At 71.9% G+C, this 16,039-nt stretch carries 15 protein-coding genes; 11 read left to right on the forward strand and 4 right to left on the reverse strand.

Annotation, left to right across the window (positions count from 1 at the left end; translation table 11 throughout):
• Window positions 1-72: 72 nt before the first annotated feature.
• Both IO40_RS0118410 and mqnP read left to right on the forward strand, forming a co-directional pair.
• Window positions 73-1,524: a menaquinone biosynthesis decarboxylase gene (locus IO40_RS0118410; RefSeq protein ID WP_030409447.1), complete on the forward strand. Its 1,452-nt coding sequence runs from the start codon at window positions 73-75 to the stop codon at window positions 1,522-1,524.
• Window positions 1,525-1,666: 142 nt separating this feature from the next.
• Window positions 1,667-2,596: a menaquinone biosynthesis prenyltransferase MqnP gene (gene mqnP, locus IO40_RS0118415; RefSeq protein ID WP_016472841.1), complete on the forward strand. Its 930-nt coding sequence runs from the start codon at window positions 1,667-1,669 to the stop codon at window positions 2,594-2,596.
• Between the two features lie 31 nt (window positions 2,597-2,627).
• On the opposite strand, the gene IO40_RS0118420 is transcribed toward mqnP, so the two are convergent.
• Both IO40_RS0118420 and IO40_RS0118425 read right to left on the reverse strand, forming a co-directional pair.
• Window positions 2,628-3,230, reverse strand: coding sequence for a rhomboid family intramembrane serine protease (locus IO40_RS0118420; protein ID WP_016472840.1), 603 nt, complete (start codon window positions 3,228-3,230; stop codon window positions 2,628-2,630).
• Between the two features lie 153 nt (window positions 3,231-3,383).
• Window positions 3,384-4,532 (reverse strand): hypothetical protein, encoded by a 1,149-nt coding sequence (locus IO40_RS0118425; RefSeq protein WP_016472839.1) that lies wholly within the window; start codon window positions 4,530-4,532, stop codon window positions 3,384-3,386.
• 84 nt (window positions 4,533-4,616) lie between these two features.
• Between IO40_RS0118425 and IO40_RS0118430 the strand changes: the two genes are divergently transcribed.
• The 7 genes from IO40_RS0118430 (at window position 4,617) to IO40_RS0118460 (ending at window position 10,636) form a co-directional block, all read left to right on the forward strand.
• Window positions 4,617-5,282 (forward strand): UbiX family flavin prenyltransferase, encoded by a 666-nt coding sequence (locus tag IO40_RS0118430; protein WP_016472838.1) that lies wholly within the window; start codon window positions 4,617-4,619, stop codon window positions 5,280-5,282.
• A gap of 59 nt (window positions 5,283-5,341) precedes the next feature.
• Window positions 5,342-5,794, forward strand: a complete 453-nt coding sequence (locus tag IO40_RS0118435; protein ID WP_016472837.1) for an Lrp/AsnC family transcriptional regulator — start codon at window positions 5,342-5,344, stop codon at window positions 5,792-5,794.
• Window positions 5,795-5,875: 81 nt separating this feature from the next.
• Entirely contained in the window at window positions 5,876-6,844 is a 969-nt protein-coding gene (locus tag IO40_RS0118440; RefSeq protein WP_051719277.1) for a hypothetical protein, read from the forward strand.
• Window positions 6,845-6,894: 50 nt separating this feature from the next.
• On the forward strand, window positions 6,895-7,620 hold the full coding sequence (locus IO40_RS0118445; RefSeq protein WP_030409450.1) for a UdgX family uracil-DNA binding protein: 726 nt from the start codon (window positions 6,895-6,897) through the stop codon (window positions 7,618-7,620).
• Between the two features lie 105 nt (window positions 7,621-7,725).
• Window positions 7,726-8,058, forward strand: coding sequence for a DUF4229 domain-containing protein (locus IO40_RS0118450; RefSeq protein ID WP_016472834.1), 333 nt, complete (start codon window positions 7,726-7,728; stop codon window positions 8,056-8,058).
• A 375-nt stretch (window positions 8,059-8,433) separates the two neighbouring features.
• Window positions 8,434-9,843 carry a dicarboxylate/amino acid:cation symporter gene (locus IO40_RS0118455; RefSeq protein ID WP_033229190.1) on the forward strand — a complete coding sequence of 470 codons (1,410 nt, stop codon included), beginning with the start codon at window positions 8,434-8,436 and terminating at the stop codon, window positions 9,841-9,843.
• A gap of 154 nt (window positions 9,844-9,997) precedes the next feature.
• On the forward strand, window positions 9,998-10,636 hold the full coding sequence (locus IO40_RS0118460; RefSeq protein ID WP_031175761.1) for a TetR/AcrR family transcriptional regulator: 639 nt from the start codon (window positions 9,998-10,000) through the stop codon (window positions 10,634-10,636).
• 26 nt (window positions 10,637-10,662) lie between these two features.
• Here IO40_RS0118460 and IO40_RS0118465 read toward each other — a convergent pair whose 3' ends face one another.
• Window positions 10,663-10,890, reverse strand: a complete 228-nt coding sequence (locus IO40_RS0118465; RefSeq protein ID WP_016472831.1) for a hypothetical protein — start codon at window positions 10,888-10,890, stop codon at window positions 10,663-10,665.
• An 849-nt stretch (window positions 10,891-11,739) separates the two neighbouring features.
• Between IO40_RS0118465 and IO40_RS0118470 the strand changes: the two genes are divergently transcribed.
• A complete protein-coding gene (locus tag IO40_RS0118470; protein ID WP_016472830.1) occupies window positions 11,740-13,629 on the forward strand; it encodes an AMP-dependent synthetase/ligase in 1,890 nt (629 codons plus the stop codon).
• A 123-nt stretch (window positions 13,630-13,752) separates the two neighbouring features.
• A complete protein-coding gene (locus tag IO40_RS0118475) occupies window positions 13,753-14,700 on the forward strand; it encodes a hypothetical protein (RefSeq protein WP_031175762.1) in 948 nt (315 codons plus the stop codon).
• 286 nt (window positions 14,701-14,986) lie between these two features.
• Here the strand turns inward: IO40_RS0118475 and IO40_RS0118480 are convergent, their stop codons facing one another.
• Complete coding sequence (locus IO40_RS0118480) at window positions 14,987-15,943, reverse strand: TauD/TfdA dioxygenase family protein (RefSeq protein ID WP_016472828.1); 957 nt, start codon at window positions 15,941-15,943, stop codon at window positions 14,987-14,989.
• Window positions 15,944-16,039: the final 96 nt, after the last annotated feature.

Below are 16,039 nucleotides of genomic sequence, written 5' to 3' on the forward strand. Positions count from 1 at the left end.
AAGGCCAGCGTAATGGGCCGCGCACAGCCCCCGGCGCTCAGGGCGCGGGCGGCGGAGAGGATACTGAGGGGTATGGCATACGACGATCTCCGCTCGCTCCTGCGGGCCCTGGAGCGTGACCGCGACCTCGTACGGGTCAAGGCCGAGGTGGACCCGCACCTGGAGGTCGGGGAGCTCGTCGACCGGGTCAACAAGGCCGGCGGTCCCGCACTGCTGTTCGAGAACGTCAAGGGTTCCGATCTGCCGCTGGCGATGAACGTCTACGGCACCGACCGCCGCCTCCTCAAGGCGCTCGGGCTGACCTCCTACGACGAGATCAGCGAGAAGATCGGCGGGCTGCTCAAGCCGGAGCTGCCGCAGGGCTTCGTCGGCTTCCGGGAAGCCTTCGGCAAGCTCGGCGCCATGGCGCACGTACCGCCCAAGAAGGTGAAGGAGGCCCCCGTCCAGCAGGTCGTCCAGCAGGGCGACGAGGTGGACCTGGAGCGGCTGCCCGCACTGTTCACCTGGCCGGGCGACGGAGGCTCCTTCTTCAACCTGGGCCTCACCCACACCAAGGACCCCGAGACGGGCGTGCGGAACCTGGGCCTCTACCGCCTCCAGCGGCACGACCGCCGCACCATCGGGATGCACTGGCAGATCCACAAGGACAGCCGCAACCACTACCAGGTGGCCGCCCGCCGTGGCGAGAAGCTGCCCGTCGCCATCGCCTTCGGCTGCCCGCCCGCCGTCACCTACGCGTCCACGGCGCCGCTGCCCGGCGACATCGACGAGTACCTTTTGGCCGGCTTCCTCCAGGGCAAGCGCGTCGAGATGGTGGACTGCAAGACCGTCCCGCTCCAGGTGCCGGCCAACGCCGAGGTCGTCCTGGAGGGCTGGCTGGAGCCCGGCGAGACCCTCCCGGAGGGGCCCTTCGGCGACCACACCGGCTTCTACACCCCGCAGGAGCCCTTCCCGGCGCTGCGGATCGACTGCGTCACGACGCGGCGCCGGCCGCTGCTCCAGTCCATCGTGGTGGGCCGCCCGCCGACGGAGGACGGGCCGCTGGGCCGGGCCACGGAGCGGTTCTTCCTGCCCCTGCTGAAGATCGTCGTGCCGGACATCGTGGACTACCACCTGCCCGAGTCCGGCGGCTTCCACAACTGCGCGATCGTCGCCATCGACAAGAAGTACCCGAAGCACGCGCAGAAGGTCATGCACGCCATCTGGGGCGCGCACATGATGTCGCTGACCAAGCTCATCGTCGTCGTCGACAAGGACTGCGACGTGCGCAATCTGCACGAGGTGGCCTGGCGGGCGCTGGGCAACGTCGACTACGCCCGCGACCTGACGGTGGTCGAGGGCCCCGTCGACCACCTCGACCACGCCTCCTACCAGCAGTTCTGGGGCGGCAAGGCCGGTATCGACGCCACGCGCAAACTCCCCGAGGAGGGGTACACGCGCGATGGCGGCTGGCCGGAGATGATCGAGTCGGACCCACGCGTGGCCCAGCTGGTGACCCGCCGGTGGAAGGAGTACGGACTGTGAGGCCCGCAGGGTGCCGCGGGGGCGGAGAAGCGAACGGAGAGATGCTGTGAGCGTCGCACGCGCGGCTGCCGGGCTGCTGTGTGGAGTGAGGCCCGCAGGGTGCCGCGGGGGCGGAGAAGCGAACGGAGAACGGAGAGATGCTGTGAGCGCGGCTGAAGGGGTCGTCGGTTCCGGGCCGGGGCCGGGGCCTGGTGCCGAGGTGGGGCGTACCCGGGCCTTCCTGCGGCTGGTCGTCATCGAGCACTCCGTCTTCGCGCTGCCGTTCGCCTACATGGCGGCGCTCACCGCGATGTTCCGCGAGAACCGCAGCGTCCACTGGTGGCAGCTCTTCCTGGTGACGGTCGCCATGGTGGGGATGCGGACGTTCGCGATGGCGGCGAACCGGATCATCGACCGGGAGATCGACGCCCGTAACCCGCGCACGGCCAACCGGGAGCTGGTCACCGGGGCGGTGTCGGTCCGTACTGCGTGGACGGGCGCCGCCGTGGCCCTCGTCGTCTTCCTGGGCGCGGCTGCCCTGCTCAACCCGCTGTGCCTGGCGCTGGCGCCGGTCGCCGTGGTGCCGATGGTGGTCTATCCGTACGGCAAGCGGTTCACGAATTTCCCGCACGCCATCCTGGGGCTCGCCCAGGCGATCGGCCCCACGGGTGCGTGGCTGGCCGTCACGGGTGCCTGGTCCTGGCACGCCGTGCTGCTCGGCCTGGCGGTGGGGATCTGGATCGGCGGTTTCGATCTGATCTACGCCTGCCAGGACGTGACGGCGGACCGTGCCAACGGCGTCAAGTCCGTGCCCGCCCGGTTCGGCACCGCAGCCGCCATCCACGCCACCCGGGCGGCGCATCTGGTCACCACGGTGCTGCTGGTCGCGTTCGGTCTGCTCACCCATGCGGGGGCCTTCTACTGGCTCGGCATGGTGATAGTGGCGGCTGCCTTCGTCTACGAGCACACCATCGTGCGTCCGCACGACCTCACCCGGCTCAACCGGGCGTTCTTCCAGGTCAACAGCTTCATCGGCATCGCACTGTTCGTGTGTGCGCTGCTCGACCTCGCGGTGCGCGGCCTGGGCGTGTGACGGGCGGCCGTGACGGCTTGGCCCCGCGGGTTCAGTGCCAGGCCGGTCTGCCCTCGCCCGCGGTGCGGCGGTCCGCGGTGAGGCGGGCGGCGAGGATGCCGCCGAGCAGGCCGAAGAGGTGGCCCTGCCAGGAGATGCCGGAGTCGGTGGGCAGGACGCCCCAGAGGATCGAGCCGTAGAAGAAGGCGACGACGGTGCCCAGCGCGACATCGGTGATGCGGCGGTCCACGAAGCCGCGCACCACCAGATAGCCGAAGAGGCCGAAGATCAGCCCCGAGGCGCCGGCGGTGTTGCTGCCCGTGGGGGCTATCAGCCAGACGCCGAGCCCGCTGACGACGATGATGGTGGCGGCCACGGCCAGGAATCTGGCCACGCCGCGCAGGGCGGCCAGGAAGCCGAGGATCAGCAGCGGCAGCGTGTTGGCGATCAGGTGCTCGAACCCGAAGTGCATGAAGGCGCTCGGGACGACGTCCACCAGTTCACCGGCGCGGCGGGGCTCGATGCCGAAGGTGTCCAGCGCGTTGCCCGTGGCCTGGTCGACGGCTTCCAGCACCCACAGCAGCGCCACCCAGCCGAAGATCAGCTTCCCGGCCGCCATCGCCTTGGCGCCCGAGCCCTCCGCGCCGTTCGTCATGCCCGCCTCCCTCATGAGGAGCCTCTCCCCCCAGCACCGGGACGTGTCCCGTTCCCTCTACAACGGCGGACGGCACCGGCCCGGTTCCCCGGGGCCGCCGCGGCGCGCGCCCGGCCGGCCCCGGGCGGGCCGTCCGCGGCTACCAGGATGGCGTCACAGGTCGCCGGTGCCCAGGGCGCCGTAGACGACGGCGGCCAGCAGGTCCTGCGGTTCCAGTTCGCGGGCCCCGTCCGGCGCGCGGACGGAGACGGCGTCGCCGCCGCCGAAGTCCATGCGCAGCGGCAGGTGGGCCTTCTTCGCCTGCTTGCCGGTGAGGAACTCCTCCAGGTTCACGGTCAGCCCCGTCAGCTGGCCGCGCCGGATCTGGAGATCGGCGCTGACGGTCTTGTCGGGGACCCGTTCGGGATCCAGCCGCGCACCGAGCGCCGCCAGGGCGCGGGACAGGTCGGGCGCCGCCTTGCGGGCGGGCATGGTGACCGTCACGTGCTCGGCACCGCCCCACTCGCCGGCCTTGTGGAACTCGGCGTGCCTGCCGAGGGTCTTCTCCAGGCCCTCCAGGAACTCCCGCTCGGACTCCCCGTTGAGTGCGCGGCCGGCCTCCGTGGCCCGGCTGAGCCGTTTGCTGGTCTCGTCGCTCTGGGCGGTGGCGGCGGTGCCGTGCTCCTTGAGGCGGCCGGTCCTCTCGTCCTCGGCGATCCGCTGCGCGGCGCGTGCGAAGTCGTCGAAGGACTCGGGGTCGATCTCGACCCACTCGCCCTTGAGGGCGTCCTTGGCCGAGCGCAGCGTGGTGGGCAGGTCGTCGGCGAGGGAGACGATCTTGCGGGCCCGCTTGCGCTTCAGCAGGGTGCCGTCCGACTGGGCGGCCAGGGAGCGCAGGTTGAGGCGTACGTAGAGCTTCTCCTCCACCGATTTGACGTTCACCACGTCCCGTCCGCCGAAGTTGACGCCCGCGGCGAAGCGCAGCCGCTCGGAGCGGTCCAGCTCTTTGAGGGGGGTCTCCTCGCGGTCGGAGCCGACGGCGAAGGTGAGTTCGCCGCGGCTGAGCAGCCGGGCGGCGTGGTGGGTGGCGGCGCTGTCGGAGGCGCCGGCGGCGCGCAGCCACTTCTCGGCGTCGCGGGTGTTGCCGTCGACGGACATCAGCACCGAGGCGGTGGGCTGCTCGCCGAGCTTCTCGAAGGCGTGCTTGACCTTGAGGCCGGTGGTCAGCCTCTCCGTCGCCGAGCACCCGGTCAGGGCGGCGACGAGCAGGGTTCCGCACGTTGCTGTGGCCGTCAGTCGGGCCCGGACTCGGGTGACACGCATGGATCGAGGGTACGTGGGCCGGCGGGCCCCGTGGCCCGCCCCGGGCCCGTACGCCCGGGGCGTAGGGTCGGGAACGTGAGTGACATGACACGCACACCGTGGGTCGTGGGGGTCTCCGGGGCGTCGGGCACACCGTATGCGGCCTCGGTCATCCGCGGTCTGCTCGCCGCCGGTGAGGACGTCGATCTGATCGTGAGTCGCGCCTCCCGGCTGACGATCCTCGACGAGACCGGGCACCCCTTCCGCGACGCCCACGCGGAGACCGATCTGCGCCGCTGGCTGGCCCGTGGCGCGGACGGCACCCCCGACGCGTTCGACGTCGATCCGGCCCGCGTCCGGCACTGGCCGTCGGGCGATCTGGCGGCAGGCCCCTCCTCCGGCTCGTACCCGGTCAAGGGGATGCTGGTGGTCCCGGCGAGCACCGCGTGCGTCGCCGGGGTGGCGCTGGGGCTGTCGAAGGACCTGTTGCAGCGGGCCGCCGCCGTGACGCTCAAGGAGCGCCGCCCCCTGGTCGTCGCGGTGCGCGAGACCCCGCTCAGCGGGCAGACGCTGCGCCACCTGGTCGCGCTGGACGAGGCGGGCGCGGTGGTGCTGCCCGCGTCGCCCGCCTTCTACGCCGGGGCCCGGCACATCCAGGACCTGGTCGACTTCGTGGCCGGCCGGGCGCTGGACGCGGTGGGCGTACCACATGGGCTCTACCGCCGCTGGGAGGGGGAACTTGGGCGGGGTCCTGTCGGGCCCATGCCTTAGATTCGTTGTCCGGACGCAGATTCGTTGTCCGGACTTCTACGAGGGAGGCAGCGGCATCCATGGACGCGGTGGACAGGCAGCTCATCCAGGCGCTGCGGGAGAACGGAAGAGCCTCCTACGCCGAACTGGGGCGGCTGGTGGGGCTGTCGGGCCCCAGCGTCACCGACCGGATCAACCGGCTGGAGGCCGCCGGGGTCATCACCGGGTACCGCGCCACCGTCGATGCCACCTCGCTCGGTCTCGGGGTGACGGCGCTCATCGGCATCCAGCTGTCGGACGCCACCGACCACGAGGAGGTCGCCGGCCGGCTGCGGGATCTGCACGAGATCGAGGACTGCTGGTTCATCGCCGGTGACGACTCCTACATGCTCAAGGTCCGGGCGGGCGACGTGGACGGGCTGGAGCGCACCATCCGCCGGCTGTCCGGCACCAAGGGCGTCTCCCGGACGCGTACGACGATCGTGCTCTCCACGAAGTGGGAGAACCGGGTGGGGCAGCTGCCCGAGGAGTAGGCCGCGACCAGGGCTGGCGTAGTCTCGTCGGCAGCGCGCGGCAGTGAGCGGAACGGACGAATGGGACAGGTGGCGCGAGGCATGGAGAACGTCGAGAAGAAGGTGCGCTCCGGCGAGCGGCTGGACCGCGAGGACGGTCTCGCCCTCCTCGCGTCCGACGACCTGGCCGGGCTGGGCGGTCTGGCCCACCACGTGCGCACCCTCAAGAGCGGCGACACCGCCTGCTTCGCCGTCCGCCGCACGGTGGACGTGACGGACCCCGACGGCGCGGTGCGCGACGCGACCGAGGCCGTGGCCGCCGGTGCCGTCGAACTGGAGCTGCCGGCCGCAGCCGAGCTGCCCTGGGAGCACCACGCACAGGTGCTGGGCGCGCTGCGCCGTCAGGTGCCCGACACGGTGGCGCTGCACGCGTTCACCGTCGCCGACGTCCTCCGCATCGCCGAGCAGGGCACGTCGGCCGAGACCGTGCTGGACGCGCTGACCGCCGCCGGTCCCGCGTCCCTCACCGCCCGTCCCGCCGCCGGCCCCGGGCCCTCGTGGGAGGAGTGGGCGCGGGTGCAGCGGCTGGCGCACCGCAGGGGCCTCACCACGCCGTGCACGCTGCCCTACGGGCACACCGAGGAGCCCGCAGACCTGGTGGACCACCTGCTGCGGCTGCGGGAACTCCAGGACGAGACCGGCGGGTTCCGCGTCCTCCTCCCGCTGCGCCACCCCGGCCCGCGCGGGGCGACCGGTGCCGAGATCCTCAAGACGTTCGCCGTCGCGCGGCTGATGCTGGACAACGTGCCGCACGTGGCCGTCGACTGGGCGCTGCACGGCGCGCAGACGGCGCAGCTGGCGCTCCAGCACGGCGCGGACGAGATGGCCGGCCGTGTCGTGGAGGGCGACGAGGAGCGGGACGCGGACGCGCTCTTCCGCGAGGACCTGGTGGACCTCATCAGGGACGCCGGTTTCCGTCCTGTCGAGCGGGACGCCCGCTACGGCGCGCTGCGCACCTACGAGGGCCCGGACCCCGACCGGCGCGAGTCGCCCCAGCCCATGCGGGTGTAAGCCCCACCCGTGCGGTGAGGACCCCCGTGTGAGGGGGTACCGCGAGCCGTATGGCAGCGAAGAAGGCCACCAGCGGCAAGCGGACGAAGGAGTCCGGGCAGGCCGAGGGGGCGGCGCCCGAGGAGGCGTACGACGCGACGCCGTTCCTGCCCGCCCGACCGGGGAGCGGCAACGCGGGACTGCGCCGGCTGCGGGAATCGGCGGCCGGGTGCCGGGGCTGCCCGCTGCACCGGGATGCCACCCGGACGGTGTTCGGCAGCGGTGACGCGCACGCGCGGGTGTTCCTCGTGGGGGAGCAGCCCGGCGACCAGGAGGACCGGCAGGGCGAACCGTTCGTCGGCCCGGCCGGGCGGATGCTGGACCGGGCGCTGGAGGAGGCGGGCATCGATCCGGCGCAGACGTATGTGACCAACGCCGTCAAGCACTTCAAGTGGGCGCACGAGGAGGGCCGCGGCAAACGGCGCATCCACAAGCCCCCGACGCTGCGCGAGAGGGCGGCCTGCGGGCCGTGGCTGGCGGCGGAGCTGGCACTGACCGAGCCGGAGGTGCTGGTGGTGCTGGGTGCGACGGCGGGCAAGGCGCTGTTCGGTTCGTCGTTCCGCGTCACCAGGGAGCGGGGCACCTGCACGGAGCGTGAGCTGCACGGGCGTACCGAGCGGGTGGTGCCCACGATCCATCCCTCGGCGATCCTGCGGGCGGGCGGCGACAAGGAGCGCCGGGAGGCGTACGAGGGTTTCCTCTCGGATCTGCGGGTGGTGGCGCGGCTGCTGGAGTGAGCGGTGTGCGAAGGTCCCGGGGAGGGGTCGCCGAAGATCGTGCGACGGCCTGTGTTTGACTGGTGAGGATTGATCCGTGAAACGCCCGAAAGCATGGAGGACACCGTGGGCAGCAGCAGGTCGCACGCGACGCTCCGCTACACCACCATGCGGCTTGGCATCTTCGTCGGCTGCCTCGTCGTCGTCGGGCTGCTGGCGCAGTTCGGCGTGATCCCCTCCGGTATCGGCAAGTCGAACCCCGTCTGGCTGGTGCTCCTCGCGCTGGTGCTCTCCGCGCCGCTCAGCTACGTCCTGCTGCGCAAGCAGCGCGACGCCATGTCCGAGCAGATCACGGAGGGCGTCTCCCGGGCCAAGGAGCGGCTGGCCGCCAACCAGGCCCAGGAGGACGACGTCCAGCCGCATGCCGTGAGCCGTGAACCGAGGACCGGTTCGGTCTGAGCGAGGCCCCGCCGCCTCGGTGTAACCCTCGTCACACCGCCAACAGCGCCCCGTCGGGAATGCCCTTCTCCCGTCGGGGCGTTGAGCTTTTCCGTAACTGTCTCCCAAAGGAATGCTTTGGGTAAGCCAAAGACGGAGTGTTAGCGTGACGGCCATGACGAATGCAGCCACCACTTCCGACGCGCACCGGGGACGGCCCGGTCTGGCGCTCGTGGCCAGGCTGCACGTCGACCTGTGCCGCTGTATGTCGGCGACCTGTCGCTGACAGCGCGGCCGGACTACCCTCCGGCGCGACGACCGCACCCGCCTGCGATCCCTGCTCGCGACGCCTCTTCCCCGAGTCCGCTCTCCTCGACACGTCTCCGGAGTCTGTCCGTGTCCTCGTCGTCTTCGTCGTCCTCGTCGTCCTCACCGTCCACGTCGTCCGCGTCGGCCGTAGCCACGTCCGGCGGCACCGGGCCCAGCAAGGGCTTCCGGATACCCAAGATCCCGTTCTGGGTGCAGATCCTGGCCGGTCTCGTCCTCGGCGTGGTCCTCGGCTGGGCCGCCCGCAACTGGGACGTCGCCTGGCTGGGCACCACCCTCACCAAGATCGGTGAGATCTTCGTCCAGCTGCTGAAGCTGGCCGTCGCCCCGCTGGTCTTCTTCGCGATCACGATCTCGATCACCAACCTGCGCAACGTCCACAACGCGGCGCGGCTCGCCACCCGCACCCTGCTGTGGTTCATGGTCACCTCGCTGATCGCCGTGGCGATCGGCCTGGTCATCGGCCTGGTCACTCACCCCGGCTCCGGCACCGGGCTGTCCGCGAAGGACGCCGCCAAGCCGGAGACGCAGGGCTCCTGGCTGGACTTCCTCACCGGGATCATCCCGACGGACATCATCACGCCCTTCACCGAACTGAAGGTCCTCCAGATCGTCTTCATGGCGGTCGTCGTCGGTATCGCCGCGCTGAAGCTGGGCGAGAAGGCCGAACCCATCCTGAAGCTGGGCGACTCGGTGCTGACGCTGCTCCAGAAGGCGCTGTGGTGGATCATCCGGCTGGCCCCGATCGGCACGATCGGTCTGATCGGCACCGCCATCAAGGACTACGGCTGGGATCTGATCGGCAGCTACGCGACCTTCACGGCCGACATCTACATCGGCTGCGCCCTGGTCCTCTTCGGCATCTACCCGCTGCTGCTGGGCACCGTCGCCAAGGTCAACCCGCTCCAGTTCTTCAAGGGCGCCTGGCCCGCGATCCAGCTGGCGTTCGTCTCCCGCTCCTCGGTCGGCACCATGCCGCTGACCCAGAAGGTCACCGAGCGGCTGGGCGTGCCCAAGGAGTACGCGTCCTTCGCGGTGCCGTTCGGCTCCACCACCAAGATGGACGGCTGCGCCTCCATCTACCCGGCCATCGCGGCCATCTTCGTGGGCGAGTTCTTCCACGTGGACATGGGCATCAAGGAGTACCTGCTGATCGTCTTCGTGTCGGTCATCGGCTCCGCCGCCACGGCCGGTCTGACCGGCGCGACGGTGATGCTCACCCTGACCCTCTCCACCCTGGGCCTGCCCCTGGAGGGCGTCGGCCTGCTGCTGGCCATCGATCCGATCCTCGACATGATGCGTACGGCGACGAACGTCGCGGGCCAGGTCGTGGTGCCGGTCGTGGTGTCCGCCAAGGAGAAGATCCTGGACCGGGAGGCGTTCTCCCGCGCCCGGAGCTTCAGCATCGAGGAGGCCGACTCGACCGGCTCGGCCGGTGAGTCCCGTACGAACGCCCCTCAGCCGGCGGCCGTCGGCTGACCCCCGGCCCCCCGTACGTCTCCCGCGCCCCCGGCCGTCCGGCCGGGGGCGCGTACGCTTGCGGAAGGCCGGGGGCGTACCGCGCCGGCACGGCAGGCGGGGCACACAACCGGCGTACGGGGAAGAGGGGTTGACACGCGTGGGGCAGAAGCGGATGCCGCGCGAGGTGCGGGAGCGGCAGATGCTGGACGCCGCTGTCGCCGCTTTCGCGCGCCACGGGTACCAGGCCGCTTCCATGGACGACATCGCCGAGGCGGCCGGGGTCTCCAAGCCCCTGGTCTACCTCTACCTGAAGTCCAAGGAAGACCTGTTCATGGCCTGTGTGCGGCGGGAGATCCGCGCCCTGGTCGCCGCCGTACGGCAGGGCACCAGGGAACGCGGCGCCGCCGACCAGCAGTTGTGGAACGGCCTCACCGCGTTCTTCGCGCACACCGCGGCCCGCCCGCACGGCATCGCCGTGCTCCACCGGGCCCGCACCCAGGGCGAACCGTTCGTCCAGGAGGTCACCGCCATGCGCGTGGAGATCACCGCCCTGGTGACCGGCCTCCTCGCCCAGGCGGCCCGGGACACCGGCTGCGACGGCGCACTGGCCGAACGGGAGGTGTCCGGGCTCGCCCACGCGCTGGTCGGCGCCGCCGAGTCGCTGGCCGAGTGGGCCAACGCGCGGGCCGCGGCCGACGGCGACGCCGCCCCCTCGGCCAAGGAGACGGCGGCGACGCTGATGAACTTCTGCTGGGCGGGACTGGAGAACCTGACCAAGGGCGCCCGGTGGGTGCCCGGACCCGGCCGGTGAGCCCGCGGCGCCCTCGTCGAGTCCCGCTACTTCTTGCCCGTGTTCTCGTACTGGGCCAGTGCCAGCCCCAGGCCGAAGAACGTGGGCGCCCATTCCCCGACGAAGATGCCCCACCGGTCGGCCCGGTCCATGCCGGCCTTCTCGCCCTTGACGGAGACGGCCCAGCTCAGGAAAGAGATGCCGATCGAGGCCACAGCCGCGCAGTAGGCGTGCTCACTCCGCAGGCCGGCCTCGTGCAGTTTCTGGACGACCATGCCACAGCTCCTGTCGTAGAGGGATCGCTACTCCAGCAACGCAACCACCCCCGGCACCCGCCCGCCGCTCCGATTGGGCCGAACGGGTGTCAGCCGCCTGTCGGCGGGGCCTCGGCGACCGCCCCGGTGACGTGCGGTTTTCCTGTGCCGCCGACGTCACGCACGGTGAAGGCGCCGGTCGCCGGGTCGCTCGCGTGGACGACCTCGGACGGGAGCAGGACGGGGGCACCGTGAACTCCGCCGCCGTGTGAGCGCCCCGCTCGCCTGGCGTACTCCGCCGGACAGCACGCGAAGGTCCACATGCCGTGCGTGACGGTGTGCGGGAGGTCGCACGCACGAGCGGTGGGGGCGGAGGCGGATCGGGCTGCGGGGCCGACGAAGGCGGCGATCGGCCATTCCCCAACTCGTCCGGCTCGCGTAGCTTTTACTTACGAGTAAGGTTACTTCCTGGTCAGGAGTTCGGTCGAGGATGAGCCCCACCGGCCCCCGCAGTCCGCCGCGCCGGCCCCGCAGCCCGCCGCGTCCAACTGCGCCGCGGACCCTGCCGAGGCACCCTGCCGAGGTCTCCCGCCGAGGTCCCCCGCCGCGTCGCCGTTCCGGCCCGCGAGCGCCCCGGGCCGCCGTGACCGGATGTCGGTCCGGGACCCCCGCAACCGGCCGCACCGTCAGCCGGACGCCGCCCGGGAACTCGTCCCGGATCTCTCCGGGACCTCGCCCCGGACCTCGCACAGGAAACCGTTCATGGCCCGTACCGGCCCGTCCCACCCGCACCCCCACGCCACACCCGACCCCGCCCTTCCCGTTTCCCGGGGGCGCGCTCGCCCCCAGCGTCCAGGAGGAGCCGCACCCATGCCGGCTGAGCAGCCCACTTTCACCCCGCCGCGCATCACCGTGGAGGCGGGCCGGGTCCGTGAGGTCTCGGTGCCGCCGCTGGCCCCCAGGGTGACCGACGGGTCCCTCGCGGACATCCCGTTCACCAACGCGGAAGAGGCCCCCGACGCGGCGGTCCTCAGCCGTCGTACCGCCGACGGGGGCTGGCGCGAGGTGCCGGCCCGCGTGTTCGCCGCGGAGGTCCTGGCCATGGCGAAGGGGCTGATCGCGCTGGGCCTGCACCCGGGCGACCGGATCGCCATCATGGCCCGTACGACGTACGAGTGGACGCTCACGGACTTCGCGGCCTGGGCGGCGGGTCTGGTGACGGTGCCGGTGTACCCGACGTCCTCCGCCTCGCAGGCCCGCCACATCCTGCGGGACTCGCGGGCCCGCGCCTGCTTCGTGGAGGACGTCGAGCAGACGCGGCTGCTCAGCGCGGAGCGGGGCAACCTGCCGGACCTGGAGCACCTGTGGCAGTTCAGCGCGGGCGCCGTGGGGCACGTGGTGGACGCGGGGCGCCGGTTGCCGGACGCGCTGGTGGCCGAGCGCCGCGGGCTGCTGTCGCCCGCTTCGGTGGCGACGCTCGTCTACACCTCGGGGACGACGGGTCCGCCCAAGGGCTGTGCGCTCACGCACGGGAACTTCTTCGCCGAGGTGGACAACGCGATCGAACTGCTGCACCCGGTCTTCCGTGCCCAGGCGGCCGAGGAGCCGTCCACGCTGCTGTTCCTGCCGCTGTCCCACGTGTTCGGGCGGATGGTGGCGATCGGCTGTCTGCGGGCCCGGGTGCGGCTGGGGCACGCGCCGAGCGTCAGGACGGACGACCTGCTGGCCGATCTGGCCGCCTTCCGCCCGACGTTCCTGCTGGGCATTCCGTACGTGCTGGAGAAGATCTACAACACCGGCCGGGCGACGGCCGAACGGATCGGCCGGGCGGCGTCCTTCGACCGGGGCGCGCGGGTGGCCCAGCGCTACGGGGAGGCGGTGGAGGCGGCCGAGCACGGTTTCGGCGGCGGTCCGGGACTGGGGCTGCGTGCCGCGCGCGGACTGTACGACGCACTGGTCTACCGGCGTATCCGGGCGGCGCTGGGCGGTCGCTGCCGGTACGTCGTCTGCGGCGGCTCGCCGCTCGGGCACCGGCTCGCCGCGTTCTTCGAGGGGGCGGGGGTCACCGTGTACGAGGGGTACGGGCTGACCGAGACCACCGCGGCGACCACCGCCACACCGCCGCTCAGACCGCGGCTGGGCACGGTCGGCTGGCCGGTGCCGGGCACAGCGCTGCGGATCGCCGACGACGGGGAGGTGCTGGTCAAGGGCGAGCACATCTTCAGCGGTTACTGGGACGCCCGGAGTGGGACGGTACGGCCGGCGCCGGTGGTGGACGGCTGGTTGCCCACCGGGGACCTGGGCGCACTGGACTCGGAGGGGTATCTGAGCATCACCGGCCGGAAGAGGGACCTGATCATCACCTCCGCCGGCAAGAACCTGGCCCCGGGTCCGCTGGAGGACTGGCTGCGGGCGCACCCCCTGGTCAGCCAGTGTGTGGTGGTCGGTGACAACCGCCCGTACGTGGCCGCGCTGGTGACGCTGGAGGCGGACGGGCTGGCGCACTGGCAGCGGATGCACAAGAAGGAGCATCTGAGCCGGGCCGAGGTGGTGCGGGACGAGGATCTGCTGCGCAACCTCCAGCAGGCGGTGGACGAGGCCAACTCGCAGGTGTCGCGGGCCGAGTCGATCCGCCGCTTCCTGGTGCTGCCCACCGACTTCACCGAGGAGCGCGGGCATCTGACACCGTCGTTCAAGCTGCGCCGGGCGGCGATCGTGCGGGACTTCGCGGAGGAGATCGACCAGCTGTACGCGAGGTGAGCGCGGGCCCGAGCCGTCACCCTCCGCCCAGCCTTTGGCCAGACGGCGGTACCGTGCCCTCAGCACCAGGTGAAGCAAGAGCCGGGGGACGGGTGCTCCGCCCTCGCGCCGGGAGGGAACGGGATGACGACACCCCCGCAGCCGCCGCCACAGCCGCCCAGCCAGCCGCAGCAGCCCGCGGGCGGTGGCGGATTCGGTCCGCCCGCCGCGGGTGGTTTCGGCCAGCCGCCCGCCGGTTACGGTCAGCCGCCGGCGGGTTACGGCCAGCCGCCCGCCGGCTATGGTCAGCCGCCCGCGGGATTCGGCCCGCCGGCGAACGGTCCCGCGGGGTTCGGGCAGCCAGGGGCGCCCGGCCCGTACGGAGGGCCGCCGGCGCCGCCGCCGAACAAGAGCAACAAGGTGGTCGCCCTCGTGCTGGGCGCCGTCCTCGTCGTGGCGCTCGCGGTCGGCGGCACCCTGCTGTTCGTCGGCGGCGATGACAGCGGCGACGACAAGGCCGAGGCGAAGAAGTCCCAGCAGCCGGCCGACGATCCGCAGCCGTCCGACACCGCCGACGAGCCGACCCCGACGCCGACCCGGACCCGCTACGAGCTGGCGTTCCCCAAGACGCTGGAGGGCGGCAAGTACCGGCTGCGGGACGACCTGAGCGACTCCGTCGACACGGGCAAGACGGGGGAGGAGGCCCATCTCGGCTCGTACTCGAACGCGGCCGACACCTCCCGTCTGCTGTACGGCTCGGCGACCGGCGAGGACTACGGCAACCCCGAGTTCTCCAAGAACCAGATGATGAACGGCATGGAGTCGGGCGCGGCCATGGACGTGGCCGTCAAGCGCCGGGACATCACACCGGCCGGTGCCGAGGACCCGCTCACCTGCGAGGTGCTGGTCAAGAAGCAGCAGGGCCGCAGGCTGACGATCCCGGTGTGCGCCTGGAGCGATCCGGGCACGGCCGCCTACGTGGCCAACGACAGCCTCGACACCTACTCGGTCGACCCCGAGGACGTGGACCTGGAGGCGTGGGCGGAGCGGGTCGACGCGATCCGCGACGAGGTGCGCACCCCGGCGACGTGAGGAACCGGCCGCCGTGGCGGCACGCCGGGCGACGCGGGCCGGAATCGAGCAGGTCCGGTTCTCCGCGGCCGAGGCCGAACCGCTGCTGGACCGGGCCCTGTTCGAGGCCGCGGCGGGGCGGCTGCGGCCGGTCGTGGGCCAGACCTTTCCGCTGTCCGAGCCCGCCCGCGCCCATACGGCGATCGAGGCGCGCGAGGTGCCGGCAAGACCCTGCCGGCGGCCGGATGAACGGGACTGCCCGCCCCTCCGGGGGAAAAGGGGCGGGCAGTCCGGTCGGTGGCGCGGATCAGAACGGGCGGTCGCCGACGATGGCGACACGCTCGGCGACCCGGCGGTGGCCCATGTAGTCGAAGAGGGCGTAGTGCTGGGTGGCGCGGTTGTCCCAGAACGCGATGTCGCCCGGCTGCCAGGCGAACCGCACCTGGTACTCGGGCACGTGCGCCTGGCGCACCAGCTCCGCCAGCAGACGGTCGCTCTCCGCCCGGTCCATGCCCACGATGTGGGTGGTGAACGAGGTGTTCACGAACAGCATCTTGCGGCCCGTCTCTGGGTGCGTGCGCACCACCGGGTGCTCGACGGGCGGGAACTCCTCCTGGAGCTCGGCCAGCTGCTCGGCCGGGGTGAAGCGGGCGAACCCGGGGATGAAGTCGTGCACGGCCACCGCGCCGTCGATCCGCTCCCGGACCCGCGGCGGCAGATTGTCGTAGGCGGCGGCCATGTCCGCCCACATGGTGTGCCCGCCGAGCGGCGGCACCTCCCGCAGCTGGAGCACCGCGCCCATCGCGGGACGCTCGCGGAAGGTGACGTCCGTGTGCCAGACGTTCTCGTAGGTGGGACGGGTGTGCGCGTCCTTCTCGAACCGGACGATCTCGTCACTGGAGCCGCGCGCCAGCAGCGGGTTGGTCTCCAGCTCGCCCCAGTGGCGGGCGAAGGCCGCCTGCTGCTCCGGCGTCAGGTTCGCACCCCGGAAGAAGAGGACCTTCCACTCCAGCAGTGCGCGGTTCAGCTCCTCGCGCAGTGCGGGGCTCAGCGGCCGGGACAGATCGGCGCCCCGTACCTCGGCGCCGATCACCCGCGTCTGGGGCACGACCTCGATCAGCTCGTACGGCCGCTCCTCCCAGCCCTCGGGGAAGGGGTTCAGCGTCCGCACGCCCTCGTAGAGGCCGCCTTCCGGGACGCGGGCTTCGCGCAGTGCGGGGACGGCGGGCGTGGACGTGCTCGTGGCGGGGGTGGTGATGCTCATGGAACAGGTCCTCCAGAAGGATCCGGTCGACATGTCGCCTTGTGGCGTGTGTGCGTGGTGCCGTGACTCGTCAGCGGAGCCGGGGACACGTCGCTA

Source organism: Streptomyces albus subsp. albus (assembly GCF_000725885.1).
GTDB classification, from domain to species: Bacteria; Actinomycetota; Actinomycetes; order Streptomycetales; family Streptomycetaceae; genus Streptomyces; species Streptomyces albus.